Origin of the sequence: Pinirhizobacter sp. (assembly GCF_036499745.1) — a bacterium.
Classification (GTDB): Bacteria; Pseudomonadota; Gammaproteobacteria; order Xanthomonadales; family Rhodanobacteraceae; genus Pinirhizobacter.
Map to the genome: position 1 here is coordinate 37,550 of NZ_DASYDG010000023.1, position 18,172 is coordinate 55,721.

Annotated in this window: 18 protein-coding genes; 1 reads left to right on the forward strand and 17 read right to left on the reverse strand. The window is 66.1% G+C overall.

All coding sequences use genetic code 11. The features are described 5' to 3' along the window. Positions 1-111: 111 nt before the first annotated feature. The 6 genes from VGM61_RS07965 to bioB form a co-directional block, all read right to left on the reverse strand. Positions 112-897, reverse strand: coding sequence for an SEL1-like repeat protein (locus tag VGM61_RS07965; RefSeq protein WP_331522227.1), 786 nt, complete (start codon positions 895-897; stop codon positions 112-114). Positions 898-1,031: 134 nt separating this feature from the next. Continuing rightward, positions 1,032-1,916, reverse strand: coding sequence for a malonyl-ACP O-methyltransferase BioC (gene bioC, locus VGM61_RS07970; RefSeq protein WP_331522228.1), 885 nt, complete (start codon positions 1,914-1,916; stop codon positions 1,032-1,034). Continuing rightward, complete coding sequence (bioH, locus tag VGM61_RS07975) at positions 1,913-2,686, reverse strand: pimeloyl-ACP methyl ester esterase BioH (protein ID WP_331522229.1); 774 nt, start codon at positions 2,684-2,686, stop codon at positions 1,913-1,915. Before bioH ends, bioC begins: the two co-directional genes overlap by 4 nt. After that, positions 2,683-3,420, reverse strand: coding sequence for a sulfurtransferase (locus VGM61_RS07980; RefSeq protein ID WP_331522230.1), 738 nt, complete (start codon positions 3,418-3,420; stop codon positions 2,683-2,685). Before VGM61_RS07980 ends, bioH begins: the two co-directional genes overlap by 4 nt. A 6-nt stretch (positions 3,421-3,426) precedes the next feature. Continuing rightward, complete coding sequence (locus VGM61_RS07985; RefSeq protein WP_414694825.1) at positions 3,427-4,617, reverse strand: aminotransferase class I/II-fold pyridoxal phosphate-dependent enzyme; 1,191 nt, start codon at positions 4,615-4,617, stop codon at positions 3,427-3,429. After that, on the reverse strand, positions 4,614-5,618 hold the full coding sequence (gene bioB / locus VGM61_RS07990; RefSeq protein ID WP_331522231.1) for a biotin synthase BioB: 1,005 nt from the start codon (positions 5,616-5,618) through the stop codon (positions 4,614-4,616). The genes VGM61_RS07985 and bioB overlap by 4 nt, the downstream gene beginning before the upstream one ends. A gap of 15 nt (positions 5,619-5,633) precedes the next feature. Between bioB and VGM61_RS07995 the strand changes: the two genes are divergently transcribed. Next, the gene (locus VGM61_RS07995; protein ID WP_331522232.1) at positions 5,634-6,362 is read left to right on the forward strand and encodes a ComF family protein; all 729 of its coding nucleotides are present in this window, start codon (positions 5,634-5,636) and stop codon (positions 6,360-6,362) included. Positions 6,363-6,366: 4 nt separating this feature from the next. Here the strand turns inward: VGM61_RS07995 and ubiA are convergent, their stop codons facing one another. The 11 genes from ubiA to VGM61_RS08050 all read right to left on the reverse strand — a co-directional run bounded on the left by ubiA (position 6,367) and on the right by VGM61_RS08050 (position 18,156). Next, the gene (ubiA, locus tag VGM61_RS08000) at positions 6,367-7,260 is read right to left on the reverse strand and encodes a 4-hydroxybenzoate octaprenyltransferase (protein WP_331522287.1); all 894 of its coding nucleotides are present in this window, start codon (positions 7,258-7,260) and stop codon (positions 6,367-6,369) included. 171 nt (positions 7,261-7,431) lie between these two features. Next, positions 7,432-7,584: a hypothetical protein gene (locus tag VGM61_RS08005; protein ID WP_331522233.1), complete on the reverse strand. Its 153-nt coding sequence runs from the start codon at positions 7,582-7,584 to the stop codon at positions 7,432-7,434. A 27-nt stretch (positions 7,585-7,611) separates the two neighbouring features. After that, positions 7,612-8,799, reverse strand: a complete 1,188-nt coding sequence (locus VGM61_RS08010; protein ID WP_331522234.1) for a hypothetical protein — start codon at positions 8,797-8,799, stop codon at positions 7,612-7,614. A gap of 102 nt (positions 8,800-8,901) precedes the next feature. Further along, positions 8,902-9,354 (reverse strand): acetolactate synthase small subunit, encoded by a 453-nt coding sequence (gene ilvN, locus VGM61_RS08015; RefSeq protein WP_331522235.1) that lies wholly within the window; start codon positions 9,352-9,354, stop codon positions 8,902-8,904. Between the two features lie 2 nt (positions 9,355-9,356). Next, the gene (ilvB, locus tag VGM61_RS08020; RefSeq protein WP_331522236.1) at positions 9,357-11,228 is read right to left on the reverse strand and encodes a biosynthetic-type acetolactate synthase large subunit; all 1,872 of its coding nucleotides are present in this window, start codon (positions 11,226-11,228) and stop codon (positions 9,357-9,359) included. Positions 11,229-11,323: 95 nt separating this feature from the next. After that, positions 11,324-12,343 carry a ketol-acid reductoisomerase gene (ilvC, locus tag VGM61_RS08025; protein WP_331522237.1) on the reverse strand — a complete coding sequence of 340 codons (1,020 nt, stop codon included), beginning with the start codon at positions 12,341-12,343 and terminating at the stop codon, positions 11,324-11,326. 48 nt (positions 12,344-12,391) lie between these two features. Next, positions 12,392-14,149 (reverse strand): dihydroxy-acid dehydratase, encoded by a 1,758-nt coding sequence (ilvD, locus tag VGM61_RS08030; protein ID WP_414694826.1) that lies wholly within the window; start codon positions 14,147-14,149, stop codon positions 12,392-12,394. Then, positions 14,146-15,210 (reverse strand): 3-isopropylmalate dehydrogenase, encoded by a 1,065-nt coding sequence (gene leuB / locus VGM61_RS08035; RefSeq protein WP_331522238.1) that lies wholly within the window; start codon positions 15,208-15,210, stop codon positions 14,146-14,148. Before leuB ends, ilvD begins: the two co-directional genes overlap by 4 nt. After that, the gene (gene leuD / locus VGM61_RS08040) at positions 15,207-15,800 is read right to left on the reverse strand and encodes a 3-isopropylmalate dehydratase small subunit (RefSeq protein ID WP_331522239.1); all 594 of its coding nucleotides are present in this window, start codon (positions 15,798-15,800) and stop codon (positions 15,207-15,209) included. The genes leuB and leuD overlap by 4 nt, the downstream gene beginning before the upstream one ends. Further along, a complete protein-coding gene (gene leuC / locus VGM61_RS08045; RefSeq protein WP_331522240.1) occupies positions 15,797-17,212 on the reverse strand; it encodes a 3-isopropylmalate dehydratase large subunit in 1,416 nt (471 codons plus the stop codon). The genes leuD and leuC overlap by 4 nt, the downstream gene beginning before the upstream one ends. Continuing rightward, the gene (locus VGM61_RS08050) at positions 17,209-18,156 is read right to left on the reverse strand and encodes a branched-chain amino acid transaminase (protein ID WP_331522241.1); all 948 of its coding nucleotides are present in this window, start codon (positions 18,154-18,156) and stop codon (positions 17,209-17,211) included. The genes leuC and VGM61_RS08050 overlap by 4 nt, the downstream gene beginning before the upstream one ends. Between the last annotated feature and the right edge of the window lie 16 nt (positions 18,157-18,172).

The window sequence follows — 18,172 nt, forward strand, 5'->3', positions numbered from 1 at the left end:
CTCGCGTTTGCATTCGACGACATGAAGGTCAAGGCGCCGCGGGATACGGCGCGGTTGTCGGCAACGCTCGGATAAGCCGGCAAGCAGGAAGCCGCTTGCCGGCCGTGAAGCCTACCGTCCCTTGCCGGCGGCCGGCGCTGCCGCGGCGGAGCGTGCCGGCGCGCTTGTCTGGCGTACCGCCGGGCTGAATGAGCGGGCCCCGTAGGCCGGGGCATCGTAGTAGTGCCGGTACCCATTGCCATGCATGTCGATCGGGAACGGCAACGCATGCCCGAAGTCCTGCGGGCCAAGTTCCGCGACGAGGTCGGAGTTGTCGTAGTCGGCGTAGATATTCCACACGTTGGCGTAATACGTGTAGGTATTGCCGGTGGACCCGGCGGACAGGTGGCGCAATTCGCGGTGCAGGCGGGTCTTGGCCCGCTTAAGGGCCACGGCATCGGCATACTTCACTTTCAGCTTTTGCATTTCCTGCCATCCCTGCTGACGCTCGGCCTCGGTGGCATGCTCGATCGCCGAACGTTGGGTGGCCGCGTAGACTGGCGTCTTGCGCTCGGCGGCAAGGGTAAGCCATGCCAGTCCCAACGGACGGTTCTTCGGCAGCTGGTCGCCGTTGAAATAGGCCACGCCCAATGCGTACTGGGCTCGCTTGCTGCCCCAGGACGCCGCTTCCTGCAGGTTGTAGAGCGCCGCATTCCGGTTACCGTCCCAGAAAGAGCGAACGCCTTCGCAGAAGTAGTAGTTGCCAGGAAGCATGCGTTCGAGCCCATCGGGGCAGGGCTGCTGGTCCATGGCGGCGTTTTTTTCCTGGCCTGGAAGAGGCTTGGGTTCCTCACCTGCCATGGCGGTCATGCCGACACCGGAAAGCGCAAGTGCAATGACAAGACTGATTCGTTTCATGACTTCCTCCATTGCTCCCCCGAGCTGGGCTAGATCTTACGCCTGCTTTGCGGCGGCGCGGATGAAGCTCATTTCATCCAGGAAGTTGCCGGAAAGGCGCAGGGCCATGCTCGAAACATCCTCCGCGGGGCGCGTTATTCGCGTGGCCTCCGCGAGCCGCGGAGCTTGTCGATCGGGAAACTCGCCACTTCGCCGCCGGCGCTGGCCCGGGCCTGGCCGTCGGGAGCGCCCCACGCGTGCGCCGTGACCACTTCCCAGGTAGCCGGGATACGGCCATCCACGCGCAAGGCCTCGTAGCGCTCGAGCATGCGCCGATAGTGCCCCTTGCCGGTGAGTCCGCGCTGGCGTGATGCATCGGCGTTGGTGGCACCGAGGCCTTTGAGGTCCTTCATCAGGCCGGTGGGGTCGGCGTAGGTGAGGGTGTATCGCTCCACACTGAGCACCGGGTCCTTGAAGCCTGCCGAAAGCATGGCATCGCCGACATCGTGCATGTCCAGGAAGCGGGCCACATGAGGCTGCCCGTCGCTTTCGGCCCACGCCTGGCGCAACTCCTTGAGCGTGTCCGGTCCAAAGGTGGTAAAGGCGAAGAAGCCACCCGGACGCACCACACGCACGCATTCGGCGAAGAGCCGCGGAAGATCCTCGCACCACTGGAAGCACAGGTTCGAATGCAGCAGGTCGACGCTGCGGTCGTGCACGGGCAACGCATGGGCATCGGCGCAGACGCGGCCGAAGGGTTTGAGCCATCCGGAGTGGGACTTCGCCTGCCGCAGCATCGGCAGTGACAGGTCGATGGCCACGACCTGTGCCTTGCCATAGGCTTTCTTGAGGAGCGCCGTGCCCCGACCGGTACCCGCGCCGACATCGACGATGCGTTCGGGCGTTTCGGTAAAGAACGCCAGCCGCTCGAGCAGGCCCTGCTGCACTTCGCGTTGCAACACATCGTGTTCTTCATAGGTAGCCGCCGCCCGCGAGAAACTGCGTTGCACCTGGCGGTGGTCGAAATGGAAGTCGCTCATGGCAGTGTGTCGATGAAGGTCGTGATGGCGGAGGCAACAACGTCGGCGTGGCCGATGAAGGGGGCGTGCCCCGCATGGGGGATATCGATGAAGCTGCCGCCACATAACGCCGCGGACGCCTGCATGGCGGCAGGATGGATCACGCGGTCGCGATGGCCGGCAAGCCAGAGGCTCGGGGGTTTAAGCATGGGCAAGCGCCCGCGCAGATCGGTGTTTTCGAGCAGGGCGATGCCTTCCATCAGCACGCGGGCATCGGGTTCGCCGCGTGAGAACACCAGTTCACGCAGGTGGCGTGCCTCGCCGCGCGGATCGCCGCTGCCCATGGCTTCCAGGGCGATGAAACGTTCCAGCGTGGCGTGGTAATCGCCGGCCAGGTCGCTGGCCAGTTGGCGCACAAGGGCTGGATCGCTGCCGTGGGGCCAGTCGTCGGCACGGACGAAGCGCGGGGAGGTATCGACCATCACCAGCGTCGTCACTTGCCCGGGCAGGTCAAGCGCGGCGGTCAGCGCGACCAGTCCGCCCATCGACCATCCCAGCCACGCTGCTGGCGGCGTGGCCGAAGCCACCGCGCGCGCGATCGCCAGCGGCTCGAGCGGCAGCAAGGACGAGCGGGAGCGGCCGTGGCCGGGAAGATCCACGACGTACATCGTGAAACGGTCACGCAAACGCTCGACCAGTGAATCGAACACGCCGCCGTGCATCGCCCAGCCGTGCAGCATGACCAGCGACGTAGGTCCCCGGCCCTGGACATCGATGGAAAGCTTGCTCACGCCTTGGTCGCCGGCCGGAGCGATGGATCCAGTGCGATGCGGTCGTCGAAGACGAAACATTCGCCATTGAAATGCACGCCGCCGACTTCCTCGAAGTATTTCAGGATGCCACCTTCAAGCTGGTAGACATGGTCGATGCCGATATCCTGCATGTGGATGGCGGCTTTCTCGCAGCGGATGCCGCCGGTGCAGAACGATACGACCGTCTTGCCGGTGAAACGCCCCCGGTCGGCGGCAACCGCTTCGGGGAAATCACCGAAGCTCGCCAGCCGGTAGTCGACCACATGGCTGAAGGTGCCCTGGTCCACTTCGAAATCGTTTCGGGTATCGAGCATCACCACTTCACGCCCGTCGTCGTCGCGTCCGGTATCGAGCCAGCGGGCGAGCGTTGCCGGGGGCACCGAGGGTGCACGCCCAAGTTCCGGCCGCACCAGCGGATGGCGCATGGTGATGATTTCCTTCTTCAGGCGCACGCGCATGCGCCTGAAGGGTGGCAGCGCCGAATGGCTTTCCTTCGGTGCAATGTCGGCGAAGCGCGGATCGGCATGCAGGAAGACCATGAACGCGTCGACCGCCTCGCGGGGGCCGGCCAGGAACAGGTTGATGCCTTCCGGCGCCACCAGGATCGTGCCCATGAGTGCCAGCGCCGTGCATTGTTCGAGCAGGCGGTCACGCAAGGCCGGTGCATCGTCGATGCCGACGAACTTGTAAGCGGAGATATTGAGCGTGGACATGACCGCCTATTGTACCGCGTGGCCCCGTGCGGCCCCGGGCACGGCCCGTTCCAATGCATCGAGCAGGCGATCGACGTCCGATGGCTCGTGCAGGGCCGAAAACGTCAGGCGCAGCCGGGCTTTGCCTGCAGGCACGGTGGGTGGCCGGATGGCCGTGGCAAGGATACCGTCCGCCGCAAGTGCAGCGGCCACGCCGCTGGCGAGGGTCGCCTCGCCCAGGATCAGCGGCTGGATCGGCGTAGCCGACGGCAGCAATGTCAGGCCCAGTTGACCAGCACCGGCCCGGAACCGCGAAACGAGGCTCGCAAGCCTGGCGCGGCGGTCGTCGGCAGCCTGGGCGAGGCCAACCGCCACCCGGCTGGCCGCGGCCAGCGCCGGAGGCATGGCCGTGGTGTAGATATAAGTGCGAGCAAATTGCACCAGCCCATCGATCAGGCTGGCGCTTCCGGCCACGAACGCACCGGAGGTGCCCAGGGCCTTGCCCAGCGTGCCCATCAGCACCGGGACGTCAGTCGCGTCCAGCTTCGCCGCGGCGACACTGCCGGCCCCGTGTTGGCCGACCACGCCCAGGCCATGGGCGTCATCCACATGCAGCAAGGCGCCTTCGCCACGGCAAATGCCGGCCAGTTCCACCAGTGGTGCGATATCACCGTCCATGCTGAATACACCATCGGTCGACACCAGCGCCGCCTGGGCGGAGCGCAGGGCCAGTTGCCGCGCCGCCCCGTCGGCATCGCCATGGGGATACCGCCGAAGTTCGGCGCCCACGGCGCGCGCGCCATCGATCAGGCTGGCATGGTTCAGGCGGTCCTGGATCGATATCGATCCGGCGACGGAACCCAGCAACACCTGCATCACGCCGGCGTTGGCCATCATGCCTGTGGAAAACAACAACGCTTTCTCGCGTCCGGTCCAGGCCGCCAGGGCTTCCTCGAGCGCCGCGTGTTCACGCGTATGCCCGTTGACCAGGTGTGCGGCACCCGAGCCCGCCTGGATCGCGCGAGTGAGCGCGGCAACCACATCCGGGTGATGGGCCAGGCCCAGGTAGTCGTTGCTGCCGAATATCAGGTAACGGCGCCCCTCGACCATGGCATGCCGTCCGTCGCCGGCATCGACCGTGCGCAGGCGCCGATAAAGGCCGTCCGCTTCCCGCTTGCTGGCCGCCGCCGCCAGTGCAGCCAGCAGCGAAGGCCTCACGCGGCGCAGGGTTCGACGATATCGGCGTGCACGGTACTGGTGTCGGCGGCGATGTCCATCGCATGGATGCCCAGCCGCTTGAACAACTGGCGGTCGTGTTCGACGTCGGGATTGCCGGTGGTCAACAGCTTCTCGCCGTAGAAGATCGAATTCGCCCCGGCGTGGAAGCAAAGCGCCTGCACGGCATCGTCCATCTGCTGGCGTCCGGCCGACAAACGCACCATCGAAGCCGGCATCAGGATCCGCGCTACCGCGATGGTGCGCACGAAGTCGAACGGATCCAGCGGCGCGGCATCGGCCAGCGGCGTGCCCGGTACCCGCACCAGCTGGTTGATCGGCACCGATTCGGGGTGCTGGGGCAGGTTGGCCAACGCCTGCAGCAGGCCAGACCGGCCGTCAGGCGACTCGCCCATGCCGACGATGCCGCCGCAGCAGGTTCGAAGGCCCGCGTCGCGCACGTGGCCGAGCGTATCCAGGCGATCCTGGTAGTCGCGCGTGTGGATGATCTCGCCGTAGAACTCCGGCGCGGTGTCCAGGTTGTGGTTGTAGTAGTCCAGCCCGGCATCCTTCAGTGCGGATGCCTGCGGACCGGTGAGCATGCCCAGGGTGGCGCAGGTTTCCAGGCCCAGCGCCTTTACCGCGGTGACGATCTGCGCCACCTTTTCCACATCGCGATCCTTCGGTGCACGCCAGGCGGCGCCCATGCAGAAGCGGCTGGCGCCGGCCTCGCGGGCGGCTATCGCCCGCGCCACCACGGCATCCACGCTCATCAGTTTTTCGGCCTTCACCCCCGTGTCGTAACGCTGGGCCTGCGGACAATAGGCGCAGTCCTCCGGGCAGCCGCCGGTCTTGATCGACAGCAAGGTGGATACCTGCACCGCCTGGGGGTCGTGATGCTCGCGATGAACGAGGTGGGCGCGATGGAGCAGTTCGCCGAAGGGAAGATCGAACAACGCCTGGATTTCCTCGCGGGACCAGTCGTGGCGGAGGGTGGCAGGCATCGGCGACTCCGGGGGATGGGGAAAGGCGAAGTGTGGAAAGGGCGTGCCATTGTGTCAACCAACATAATCATCAGAAGGTTTACAGCGGTCCTCGACCGCCTGATTCCCGCCCGTTGCCTGCTTTGCGACGCGCCAGGCGACGGCATGGACCTGTGCATGGCGTGCCTGGCCGACATGGGCGCCAATCATCACGCCTGCCGGCGTTGCGGCCTGCCGGTCCCACCGAGCCTGTCGCTATGCAGCGGCTGTGTCCGCCAGCCACCCCCCTGGTCCGGCGCCTGGGTACCGTTCCGCTATGCATGGCCACTGGACCTCCTGGAAGCGCGGTTCAAGTTCCATGGCGATCTCGCGTGCGGACGGGTGCTGGCGTGGATGTGGTGCGCTGCCGAGCCGCCACCACAGTTGCCCGATGCGATCGTGCCGGTCCCCCTGCATCGTTCCCGGCTTCGGACGCGTGGCTACAACCAGGCACTGGAACTGGCGCGACCGCTGGCCCGGCACCTGGGGTTACCCCTGGTCCCTTGCCTGGGGCGTTCGCGGCGCACCGTGGCCCAGACCGAACTCGACGCCCAGGCGCGACGCGGCAACCTGCGGGATGCCTTTTCCGTCGCAGGCCCAGTGCCTGCGCATGTGGCTGTCCTGGACGACGTGATGACCACCGGTGCCACCATGGAGGCCTGTACGCGAGCTTTGCTGGCAGCCGGCGCAACAACCGTCGATGCCTGGGCGCTGGCGCGCGCGTAAGGGGCTACTTCAGGGCCAGCGCCAGCACAATGCCCACCCACAACACCAGACCCACCCAGTTGTTGTGGCGGAAGGCGGCAAGGCACGCCAGGCGCTCACGGCCGCGGGTGAGCCATTGCTGCCAGCCGAACAGGCCGCACGTGGCAACGATCGACAGCCAGTAGGGCCAGCCCAGCGAGGCACGCGTACCCACCATCACCATGGCCAGTACGAACGTGCCCATCAGGATCCACAGGATGGCCAGGTCCGCATCGCCGAAGAGGATCGCGGTGGACTTCGCGCCCACCTTGATGTCGTCTTCGCGGTCGACCATGGCGTATTGGGTGTCGTACATCGTCGACCACACGATATTGGCCAGGAACAGCAACCATGCCACCGGCGGCACCGTGTTGGTGACCGCGGCGAAGGCCATCGGGATCGACCAGCCGAAGGCAGCGCCCAGCACCACCTGCGGCAGGTTGGTATAGCGCTTGGTAAAGGGATAGATCGCCGCCAGCGCGGCGCCGGCGAACGACAGGTAGATGGTAAGCCGGTTGGTGAAGAGCACCAGCACGAACGACGCCAGCAGCAGCACGCCGAACACGGCCAGCGCTTCACGTGGTGTTACCCGCCCCGTGGCCAGCGGCCGCCCGGCGGTGCGCGCCACGTGCGGATCGAGCTTGCGATCGGCGAAGTCGTTGATGGCGCAGCCCGCCGCGCGCATGAAGAACACGCCCAGGGTAAAGATGACCCAGGGCCCGAAGGGCGGGAAGTCACCGGCGGCGATCCATAGTGCCCACCAGGTGGGCCAAAGCAATAGCAGCGCGCCGATCGGCCGGTCCATCCGGGTGAGTACCAGATAATCCCGGGCCTTCCCGCGCCATGCGGGGGGCAGGCGGGAAAGCAGCCAGTCGACCACCTTCGATGCACCCGCAGTAGCGTCCGCCGGACGTGCAGACGGCGGTGCCGCGGCGGCTGGCGCCTTGCGGGCCGGGGCTTTCCTGGTGGCGGCGGTCGCGGGGCGACGGCGCGGTTTGCGCGGCGGACTCATCGGCATGAGTCTAGCGCCGCGCGATGTCCCGGTTAAGCGTCAGATCTCATCTTCATCTACTTCTTCATCGCCTACATCCGGATCGGCGTCGTGTTCGGGCTTGTAGTGGCCGGGCTCCCGCATGTCGCCGTCGGGGCGTTCCTTGCCGGGTTCGGCGATGGGTGGCTGGGGGTTCATGGGGTTGTTGGGCATGGGAAATTCCTTACATGGACAGACGCTTTACCATCCCGGACCCCACGTGAAGCGGCCGAAATTCATTCGTGATGCCGAGGTAAGGCCAACACCGCCCACGTAACGCAAGGCAGCGCCGACCGTATCAAAAGCAGGTGCGGCGTAGCGGGCTGCCCCCGCGAGCAGGAGATAGGCTGAAAGAAGCACACCGGTGCGCGCCAGTTCGGCGGCCCCTTCCCGAATTCCCGGCGCGTCGTCGTGGACGGCATCGCGGGTGGCGGTCACGGCGGCCAGTGCCGCTGGCACGAACGCGGTAAGCGTAGCGATCGTGACGGCACCCGCCGGCGTGGCAAGCTTGCGAAAGCCCGCGGGCAAGTAAACAAGTGCCCGACACGCCGCCTGTCCTGCCTGCCGCGCAACGCGGCCAACATGTCCGGCAGGCCCATCGCGAAGTCGCGGCAGGATGGAAGCCAGGTCTTCGCGCATCAGGATCGCGCCCTGGCGCTTACGGACTCCGGGAAGGGAAAGCTGCTGCATCGCATGGCCGGTCGTTACGGTGGCGAGCAAGCCGCCGGCGACCTCGATGCCATTGTCGATATCTCCCGCGAGCTCAGGCCTTCCAGCCAACACCAGGGACGCATGGGCAAAGGCGCGCACGAGGTTGCGCAACGTCAGCGGAAGCGTCGTGGCGACGAGATAGGGCGCAGCAGGTATCTTTGAAGCAAGCGTGGCCGGGACATAGGTCATGCCTTCGAACATGTGCTGGAACTGTTCGTCAAGCACGACAATCGCCGAGCCCAGGCAGGTACCGTACAGGGCGGCAGCCGCGGCCGTATCGCCGGTCAGTTCGGCAAAGCCCTCGAAGCCCCAGAGGTTGAGTGCCAGTGTTACCAGGGCCGAAGGGAGACCGTCGCGCAATGCATAGCGTGCGACGTCGGTCCAGGCATCGCGCCCCATGGCGCGGCAAAGTAGCACTTCCAGCTCCTGGGCTGATACCCCTGCCTGCGCAAGTTCGCCAGCGATGCGATCGGCTATGTCTTTATCGTCCACGATCGCCGCGACGGCTTCCCGGAGCGATGAACCAGGTACATTGGCGACCTCTTTCATCGATTGAGCGGGAAACGCAATAGAGGAGTGTGCTTCGACGCGTGAGACTTCGGCGGCCAAGGCAGGGTAGCCATCGACATCGAGGACTACGTGGGGCAAGGCGTTGCAGCCATTGGCTAGGGAGAGCATGCGTCGGATCCGTCATCTGGGTGGACGTGACCCTACGCATGCATCCAAACCGACGCGATCAAGAAGCGCTTGTCGTCGTAGCAAAATTGTCGGAAAAAGACCTTACGAAGCGAGCGCGGCCAGGCCGCTGCGCGCTACACCGTCCAAGGTTGCGCGGCTAGCCAACTGGGCCAGGAATTCATCCACATCGTCCGTGTGGCCGCTGAATTCGGCCACGCAGTGCTCGCCATCGCTGGTGAGCACGCGGGCGTGGTTGCTGGCCCAGGCCAGCCCTGAGGCTGCGAAGCGCACCACCACCAGTTCGCGCTCCACATGGTCGCGAGTGGTGAGCTCCTCGATGGTAATCACGTCCACCAGCTTGCGCGACTGCTTGACGATCTGCTCCACCACGGCGTCGTCGCCATAGACCACCAACGACAGCCGCGACGCTTCCTCATCGCCCGTGGCGGCAACGGTAAGCGATTCGATGTTGTAGCCGCGCGCGGCGAACAGGCCCGCTACCCGCGCCAGTGCACCGGCTTCGTTCTGCAGCAGGATGGAAATCAAATGCCTCATGCTCAGAACATCCCCGTGGGACTGGCGACAGTGGGGGACGGTGCGGCGGGCGCCGCACCGCGGTTGGCAATGAAGTCGCCGGTGACCATCTCCGCGTAGCAGGCGCCGGGGCCGACCATGGGGTAAACGCCGGCATCGGGGTCGATCATCACTTCAAGGAACGCAGGGCCTTCGAAGGCAAGGAACTGGGCGATGGTGGATTCGATGGCTGAAGGGTCGTCCAGGCGCCGGGCCCAGTCGAAGCCGTCGGCCTCGGCGGCCTTGACGAAATCCTTCTTGTGCAGGCTCTTGTCGGAAGCTGAGAACCTTCCCTTGAAAAAGAGTTTCTGCCATTGCCGCACCATGCCGTCACCGACATTGTTCAGCACCACCACCTTCACAGGCAGGTTGTAGGTGGTGACGGTTTCGAGCTCACCTATGTTCATGCGGATCGATGCATCGCCATCGATATCGATCACTACCAGGTCCGGTCGGGCGAATTGCGCGCCGATCGCGGCGGGCAGGCCGAAGCCCATCGTTCCCATGGATCCTGAGGTAAGCCAGCGGCGCGGTTCGCGAAAATCGAAATATTGCGCCGACCACATCTGGTGCTGGCCCACACCCGTGCTGATGATGGCGTGCCCCTTCGTGATGCGGTTGATCGCCTCGATCACCGCGTAGGGCTGGATCAGCGGGCTTTCCCGGTCGTAGTTGAGGCAGTGCCGGGACTTCAGCTGTGCAATGTGTTCATGCCAGGCGGAATAGTCCGCCTGGAAGCCATGGGCGATACCCCATGCACGCAGGCGTTCGAGCGATGTGCGCAACGTGCCGGCGTGGAACCAGTCCGCTTGCTTGACCTTGCCGATCTCCGCCGGATCGATGTCGATCTGGGCAATGGTGCGGGCCCGAGGCGCGAACTTGCCAGGCACGCCCACTACGCGGTCGTCGAAACGGGCGCCGAGCGCGAAGATGAAATCGCAGTCGTCCACGGCGTAATTCGCATAGGCCGTGCCATGCATGCCCAGCATATGCAGGGCCAGTGGATCGGTGGTGTCGAAGCCGCCAATGCCCATCAAGGTGGTGGTCACGGGAAAGCCGAAACTGTGCGCGAAATCGCGCAACGCGTCGCGGGCCCCATCGGTGATGATGCCGCCACCGGCGTAGATAAGCGGCCGGCTCGATGCCTTGAGTGCGGCGAAGAACTCCGCGCAGCGGGCGTCGCTGAGCGGCGTCTGCTCGATGGCGCGCAGGCGCGCGCGATAACCGGGCACCGGCAACTGGCCCGTGCCTTTGAAGGTAACCACGGTGTTTTGCACGTCCTTGGGAATATCCACCACCACGGGGCCGGGACGGCCGCTGCGGGCGATGTGGAACGCGGTGCGCAAGGTGGCCTCGAGGGTGCCGGCATCGGTCACCAGGAACACATGCTTGGCACACGCGCCCATGATGGTGCTGATCGGCGCCTCCTGGAAGGCATCGGTGCCGATGGCCGCGGTGGGCACCTGGCCGCTGATCACCACAAGCGGGATGGAATCGGCGGTGCAGTCGCGCACCGGGGTGACGGCGTTGGTGGCGCCGGGGCCGGATGTCACCAGGGCCGCGCCCACTTTGCCCGAGGCACGCGCATAACCTGCGGCCATGAAGCACGCGCCCTGTTCGTTGGCAGGCACGATCAACGGCAGCGGCTCGCTGCCGTCGGCCCGGGGGTTCTCAAGGTTGTGGCGGAAGAGCGCGTCGTACACCGGCAGGATGGCGCCGCCGGAATAACCAAACAAAACATCCAGGCCTTCGTCGGCCAGTACCTGCACCACGACATCGGCACCGGTCAGTGCCTGACCTGCGCGGGGATGGGTCTTGGGGCTAATGTCGCCGGGGGTGTCCAGTTGCGCGTTCACATGAGTCCTTTGGGGAAGCTTTCGTCAAGGAGATCGAAGTGCTTCTTGGCGAGCGCCGTACGCGCCGGCGTGCATCACGCCGGCGCGCGGGTGCATCACGGTGTTGCGGCAGGTGCCGAGGGGGCCGGATCCTTTGAACCCTGCAGCCACGGCATGCGCGCACGAAGCGCCGCGCCGACTTTCTCGATCGGGTGATCAAGGTCGGCCTGCTTGAACTTCTTGTAGTTGGGAAGGCCAGCCTGGTATTCGGCGGTCCATTCCCTCGCGAAGGTGCCGTCCTGGATGTCCTTGAGCACCGCCTTCATGCGCTCCTTGGTGCTGGCGTCGATCACCCGGGGGCCACGCGTGTAGTCACCGTACTGGGCGGTTTCGGAGATGAACTCCAGCATCCGCTTGATGCCGCCTTCGTAGAACAGGTCCACGATCAGCTTCAGCTCGTGCATCACTTCGTAGTAGGCGATCTCCGGGCGGTAGCCCGCCTCGGTGAGGGTTTCGAAGCCCTTGATCACCAGTTCCGTGGCGCCGCCGCAGAGCACGGCCTGTTCGCCGAAGAGGTCGGTTTCGGTTTCTTCCTTGAAGTCGGTTTCGATCAGCATGGCGCGCGCGCCGCCGATACCCGCGGCGTACGACTGGGCTTTCTCCGCCGCCTTGCCGGTGGCATCCTGGTGTACGGCGAACAGGCACGGCACGCCGCGGCCGATCTCATATTCACGGCGCACCAGCGCGCCGGGGCCCTTGGGCGCAACCAGCACCACGTCGATGTCCGCACGGGGCTTGATCTGGCCGAAATGGATGTTGAAGCCGTGGGCGAACAGCAACGCCGCGCCGGGCTTGATATTGGCCTCGATGGCGTTGCGGTAGAGGTCCGGCTGCACCATGTCCGGCGTCAGCACGGCCACGAGGTCGGCGCCGCGCACGGCTTCACCGGGCTCGGCCACGGCGAAGCCGTCGACGTAGGCACGGTTCCACGAGGGGCCGCCCGGGCGCAGGCCCACGACGACGTCGAGGCCCGAGTCCTTGAGGTTCAGCGCATGCGCGCGGCCCTGGCTGCCGTAGCCGAGCACGGCGATGCGCGCGCGGGCGAGAGGGGCGGTGGTGGCTTGCGTGTCGGTCATTACATTCTCCGCTATGGCGTTCAAGGGCGGCGGGGGTGCCGCGAGGCTTCAATTGCCGATCAAGGCTTGGGTAAGGCGTTCTTCATCGCGAATGGGCCGGCTGGCAGGTACCGGCGCTTCGGTATCTTCGAAGGCGGTGGTCACCGCGCCCTCGGCGGCCGAGCCCACCAGGCGGGCGAACTTGGCCAGTGCGCCACGGGTGACCTTCGGTGCCGGCGGATGCCAACTGCTGCGACGCGAGGCAAGGTCAGCGTCGGTGCGAAGTTCCCGGGTACCGGCGTCGATGAAGATCGCATCGCCTTCGCGCAGCAATGCAATCGGGCCGCCGCGCGCCGCTTCCGGAGCGATGTGGCCCACCATGAAGCCGTGAGTGGCACCGCTGAAACGGCCATCGGTGATCAGTGCCACATCGTTGCCGAGGCCGCGGCCGACCAGTGCGGCGGTGACCGCCAGCATCTCGCGCATGCCCGGGCCGCCGGCGGGGCCCTCATTGCGGATCACCATCACGTCGCCCGCGCGGATCTTGCCCGCCTGCACGGCGGCAAACGCCTGCTCTTCGCTTTCGAACACGCGGGCGGGGCCGGCATGACTGGTGCGGCCGAGGCCAGCCAGTTTCAGGATGCAGCCTTCAGGCGACAGGTTGCCGTAGAGGATGCTATAGCCGCCGCGCGGCTTGATCGGCTTGGCGACGGTGCGCACCACGTCCTGGCCCTTGGTGGCCGCGGGGGCGGTGTCGAGGTCGGCGAACAGGGTGCGGCCGGTGACGGTAAGGGTGTCCTTGAGCATGCCGGCCTTGCGTAGCTCCTGCGCCACGATGGCCGTGCCGCCGGCGGCGGTCAGCTCCACCGCGCTGTACTTGCCGGCGGGTTTCAAGTCGGCGATCACCGGCGTATGCGCCGAGGCCGGCTCGAAATCCTCGATGGACAGCGCCACGCGGGCCTCGTGGGCGATGGCCAGCAGGTGCAGCACGGCATTGGTGGAGCCGGCGGTGGCGGCGACCATGCGCGCGGCGTTGTCGAAGGCGGCGCGGGAGAGGATATCGCTCGGCTTGCGGCCTGCGATCAGGTTTTCCATGGCAAGTTCGCCGCAGCGGCGCGCGGCATCGCGTTTGGTGGGATCGGTGGCGGCGATGTCGTTCAGGCCGACCGGGGTGAGGCCCAGCGTAGTCAGCACCATGGCCATGGTATTGGCGGTGAACTGGCCGCCGCAGGCGCCGGCACCGGGACAGGCATGGCGCTCGACGTCAGCCAGTTCCGCATCGTCGATCTTGCCGGCGCCATGCGCACCCACAGCTTCGAACACCTCCTGCACGGTGATGGACTGGCCGTTGCGGGTCCCGTGGTCAATGCTGCCGCCGTAGAGAGCAACACCGGGAATATTCAGCCGCGCCAGTGCCATCGCCGCGGCGGGGATGGTTTTGTCGCAACCGCACAGCACCACCATCGCATCCAGGCAGTGGCCATCCACCGCCAGCTCGATCGAATCGGTGATCAACTCACGGCTCACCAGCGATGCGCGCATGCCTGAGGTGCCCATGGCGATGCCGTCGGTCACCGCGATGGTGTTGAACTCCACCGGTGTGCCGCCTGCCGCACGTACGCCTTCGGCAGCGGCCTCGGCGAGGTCGCGCAGGTTGAGGTTGCAGGGGGAGACATTTGACCAGCTGTGCACGATGGCCACCATCGGCCGGGCGATGGCATCGTCGTCCAGTCCCGTGGCGCGCAGCATGGCGCGTGCCGGTGCACGGTCCGGGCCGGTCTTGATCGCGTCACTGCGCAGCGCGATGGGTATCTTCTTCGTATTCATGCAGCCTCCGCTTTCGCGTTGCAGGCGTCGAGCACTGCGTTAAGCACGTCCTGCGTACTGGCGGTGCCGCCGACGTCGCGGGTGAGGTTGCCGTGTTCGAGCACGGCGTCGACAGCGGCTTCCACGAGCGCAGCCTCCGTGGGCAGGTTGAGCGAATGGCGCAGCAGCATCGCGGTGGAAAGGATGGTGCCCAGCGGATTGGCCAGGCCTTTACCTGCGATGTCCGGTGCCGAGCCGTGGATCGGCTCGTACAGGCCGCATGGCTTTTCGCCCAGCGATGCCGAGGGCAACAGGCCGAGGGAACCGGCAAGCACGGCGCCTTCGTCGGTGAGGATGTCGCCGAACATGTTCTCGGTGACGATCACGTCGTAGTCGGCAGGACGCGTGAGCAACAGCATGGCCATCGAATCGACCAGCTGGTGTTCCAGCGACACATCGGGATAATCCTGGCCGATGCGGATGGCCACCGAACGCCACAGGCGCGAGGTCTCCAGTACGTTGGCCTTGTCCACCGAGGTCACCTTGCTGCGCCGTGTGCGGGCCAGTTCGAAGGCATGGCGCATCACCCGCTCGATCTCGGCCACGGTGTAGCGGCATTCGTCTGTAGCCTCGGTTTCCGAGCGCGTCTTGGCACCGAAATAGATGCCGCCGGTGAGTTCGCGGATGAACACCAGGTCCACGCCCTTGGTTTTCTCAGGCTTCAACGGCGACAGCGCGGCGCTGCGCGGATGCAGCTTCAGTGGCCGAACGTTGGCGAACACGCCCAGCGCCTTGCGGATCGCCAGCAAGCCCTGTTCGGGACGCACCGGGGCGTTCGGGTCGGACCACTTCGGACCACCTACGGCGCCCAGCAGCACGGCGTCGGCCTTCTCGCAGGCAGCGCGGGTAGCGGGCGGCAGCGGGTCACCGACGGCGTCGATGGCGGCGCCACCGATCAGCTGTTCGTCGAAGGAAAATTCATGGCCATGGCGCTCAGCCACGGCCTTGAGCACGGCCACACCGGCGGCCGCTACTTCCGGGCCAATGCCGTCGCCGGGCAATACCACGATGGTCGCCTTCATGCGGCCTGCTCCAGGTTCTTTTCAAATGCGGTAATGGCGTTGTCCTGCTGCAGCAGGAAGCCGAGCTGGTCCACGCCGTTCAACAGGCAGTGGCGCGAGAATTCATCCAGTTCGAAGCGGATCTCGCCGCCGTCGGGCAGGCGGATGCTGCCGGCGGCAACATCGATACGCAGTTCGATGCCTGGGTGTTCCAGAAGCCAGCGGTGTTCGGCTGCGCTCACCACCACGGCCAGCAGGCCGTTCTTCAGCGCGTTGCCGCGGAAGATGTCGGCGATCTCGCTGGAGATCACCGCGGTGATGCCGTAGTCCAGCAAGGCCCAGGGCGCATGCTCGCGAGAGGAACCGCAACCGAAGTTGCGGCCGGCCACGATGATGTGGCAACCGCGGGCAGCGGGCTTGTTCAGCGCGAATTCCGGGTTGTCGCTGCCGTCGGCCAGGTAGCGCCAGTCTTCGAAGGCGTGCTTGCCAAGGCCCGTACGCTCGGTGGTGGTAAGGAAACGCGCCGGGATGATGCGGTCGGTGTCGATGTTTTCATTGGCCAGCACCGCCGTGCGGGAGTGCACGTAGGCCAGCGGTCGCGAGCTGCTCATGCGGCGGCCTCCTGGTCGAGATAGTCACGGGGGTCGGCGATCACGCCGGCAACGGCGGATGCCGCGGCCACCAGTGGGCTGGCCAGCACCGTACGTGCCCCCTTGCCCTGGCGGCCTTCGAAGTTGCGGTTGGAGGTGCTCACCACCAACTGGCCCGGCCGGGCCAGGTCGCCGTTCATGGCGATGCACATCGAGCAGCCCGGCTCGCGCCACTCGGCGCCGGCGGCAAGGAACACCTCGTGCAGGCCAGCGGCCTCGGCTTCGCGCCGCACCTTTTCCGAGCCCGGCACCACCAGCATCCGCACATGGTCAGCCACCTTGCGTCCGCGCAGGATGCCGGCGGCGGCGTGCAGATCCGACAGGCGTGCATTGGTGCAGCTGCCGACGAAGACGACATCCACATGCTCACCCGTCATCGGTTTGCCGGCCGTGACGCGCATGTAGTCCAGGGCCTTTTGCTCCAGCGCATCGGCGGCCTTGGGCACGTTGCCGGCGATCGGCACCACCATGCCTGGGTGGGTGCCGTAGGTGACGCTGGGGGTGATGGTGCTGGCGTCGATATGCACGTCCTGGTCGTACTTCGCTCCTTCGTCGGACGCCAGGGTGCGCCAGTGCGCCACGGCCTTGTCCCAGGCTGCACCCTTTGGTGCGCGCTGGCGGCCTTCCAGCCAGCTGAAAGTGGTGTCGTCGGGAGCGATGAGGCCTGCACGGGCGCCGGCCTCGATCGACATGTTGCACACCGTCATGCGTTCTTCCATCGACAGTGAACGAATGGTCGAACCGCGGTATTCGATGACATGGCCGGTACCGCCGCCGATGCCGATCTGGCCGATGATGTGCAGGATCAAGTCCTTGGCGGTGACGCCACGCTGCAGTTGTCCTTCGACGTGGATCGCCAGCGACCTGGGCTTGCGCTGCAGCAGGCACTGCGTGGCCAGCACGTGGCCGACCTCGGTAGTGCCGATGCCGAAGGCCAGTGCACCGAAAGCGCCATGGGTGGCGGTGTGGCTGTCGCCGCAGACGATAGTCATGCCTGGATGGGTGGCGCCCACTTCAGGGCCTGCCACGTGCACGATGCCGCGGTCGGGACTGTCCCAGCCCAGCAGGTCGACGCCGAACTCAGCGACGTTCGCCTCGAGCTTGGCCACCTGGCTTTCCGCTTCAGGCGTGTAATACGGACGGCGGCCGTCGGCATCGGCGGGGAGCGTGGGTGTGGAATGGTCGAGCGTGGCCAGGGTGCGGTCGCGGCGGCGCACGGTGAGCCCGCGCGAGCGCAGTTCGTCGAAGGCCTGGGGGGAGGTCACTTCATGCACCAGGTGCAGATCGATGTAGAGCACGCCCGGTGTGGCCGCGGTCTCGGCGACCACCTGGTGAGCGTCCCAGAGTTTGTCCAGCAGGGTACGGGCGCTCATGCGGCCACCTTCGCTTCAGTATTTGCGTGCACTGGTGTAAGCCAGCCCCATTGGTCTTCGGTACGCCCGTTGAACAGGCCGAAGAAATCGTCCTGCAGTTGGCGAGTGACGGGGCCGGGGACGCCGTCGCCGACGCGCTTGCGGTCCACCGAGCGCACGGCGGTTACTTCGGCGGCGGTGCCAGTCATGAACACCTCGTCGGCGAAGTACAGGAACTCGCGCGGCAGTGACTGCTCGACGACGCTGTAGCCACGGGCGCGGGCCAGGGTGAGCACACTGTCGCGAGTGATGCCGCACAGGATGCTGGCGGCCACCGGCGGCGTGTGGATCACGCCGTTGCGCACGATGAAGAGGTTCTCGCCGGCACCTTCGCTGAGCAGGCCATCGGTGCCCAGGGCGATGCCCTCGGCGTAACCGCCGCTGATGGCCTCGCGGGCGATCAGCTGGCTGTTGAGGTAGTTGCCCGCGGCCTTGGCGCCGCTGGGAAAGGTATTGGGCGCAGCGCGGTTCCATGATGAAACGCACACGTCCACGCCTTTCTCCAGCGCGTCGCTACCGTGGTAAGCGCCCCAGGGCAGGGCGATGATGGCCACGTCCACCGCGGTATCCAGCGGCGGTGCCAGGGCGAAGGTGAAGCCGCTGCGATAGATGATCGGCCGCACATAGGCCGACTCCAGCCCATTGGCGGCGATCACCTCACGGCAAGCGCGGTCGATGGCTTGCGCGTCGTAGCCGTGGTCCAGGTCGTACACGCGCGCGGACTGGAACAGCCGCGTGGTGTGGTCGCTCAGGCGGAAGTACTGCGGACCATCGGGCGTGGCATACACGCGGATGCCTTCGAAGACGGATGATCCGTAGTGCAGCGCGTGTGCGCCGACATGAACCGTGGCTTCGGCAAAGGGCTTGATGCTGCCGTTGTGCCAGATGAGGGAAGGGGCTTGCATGGGTCGTGCTCCTGGT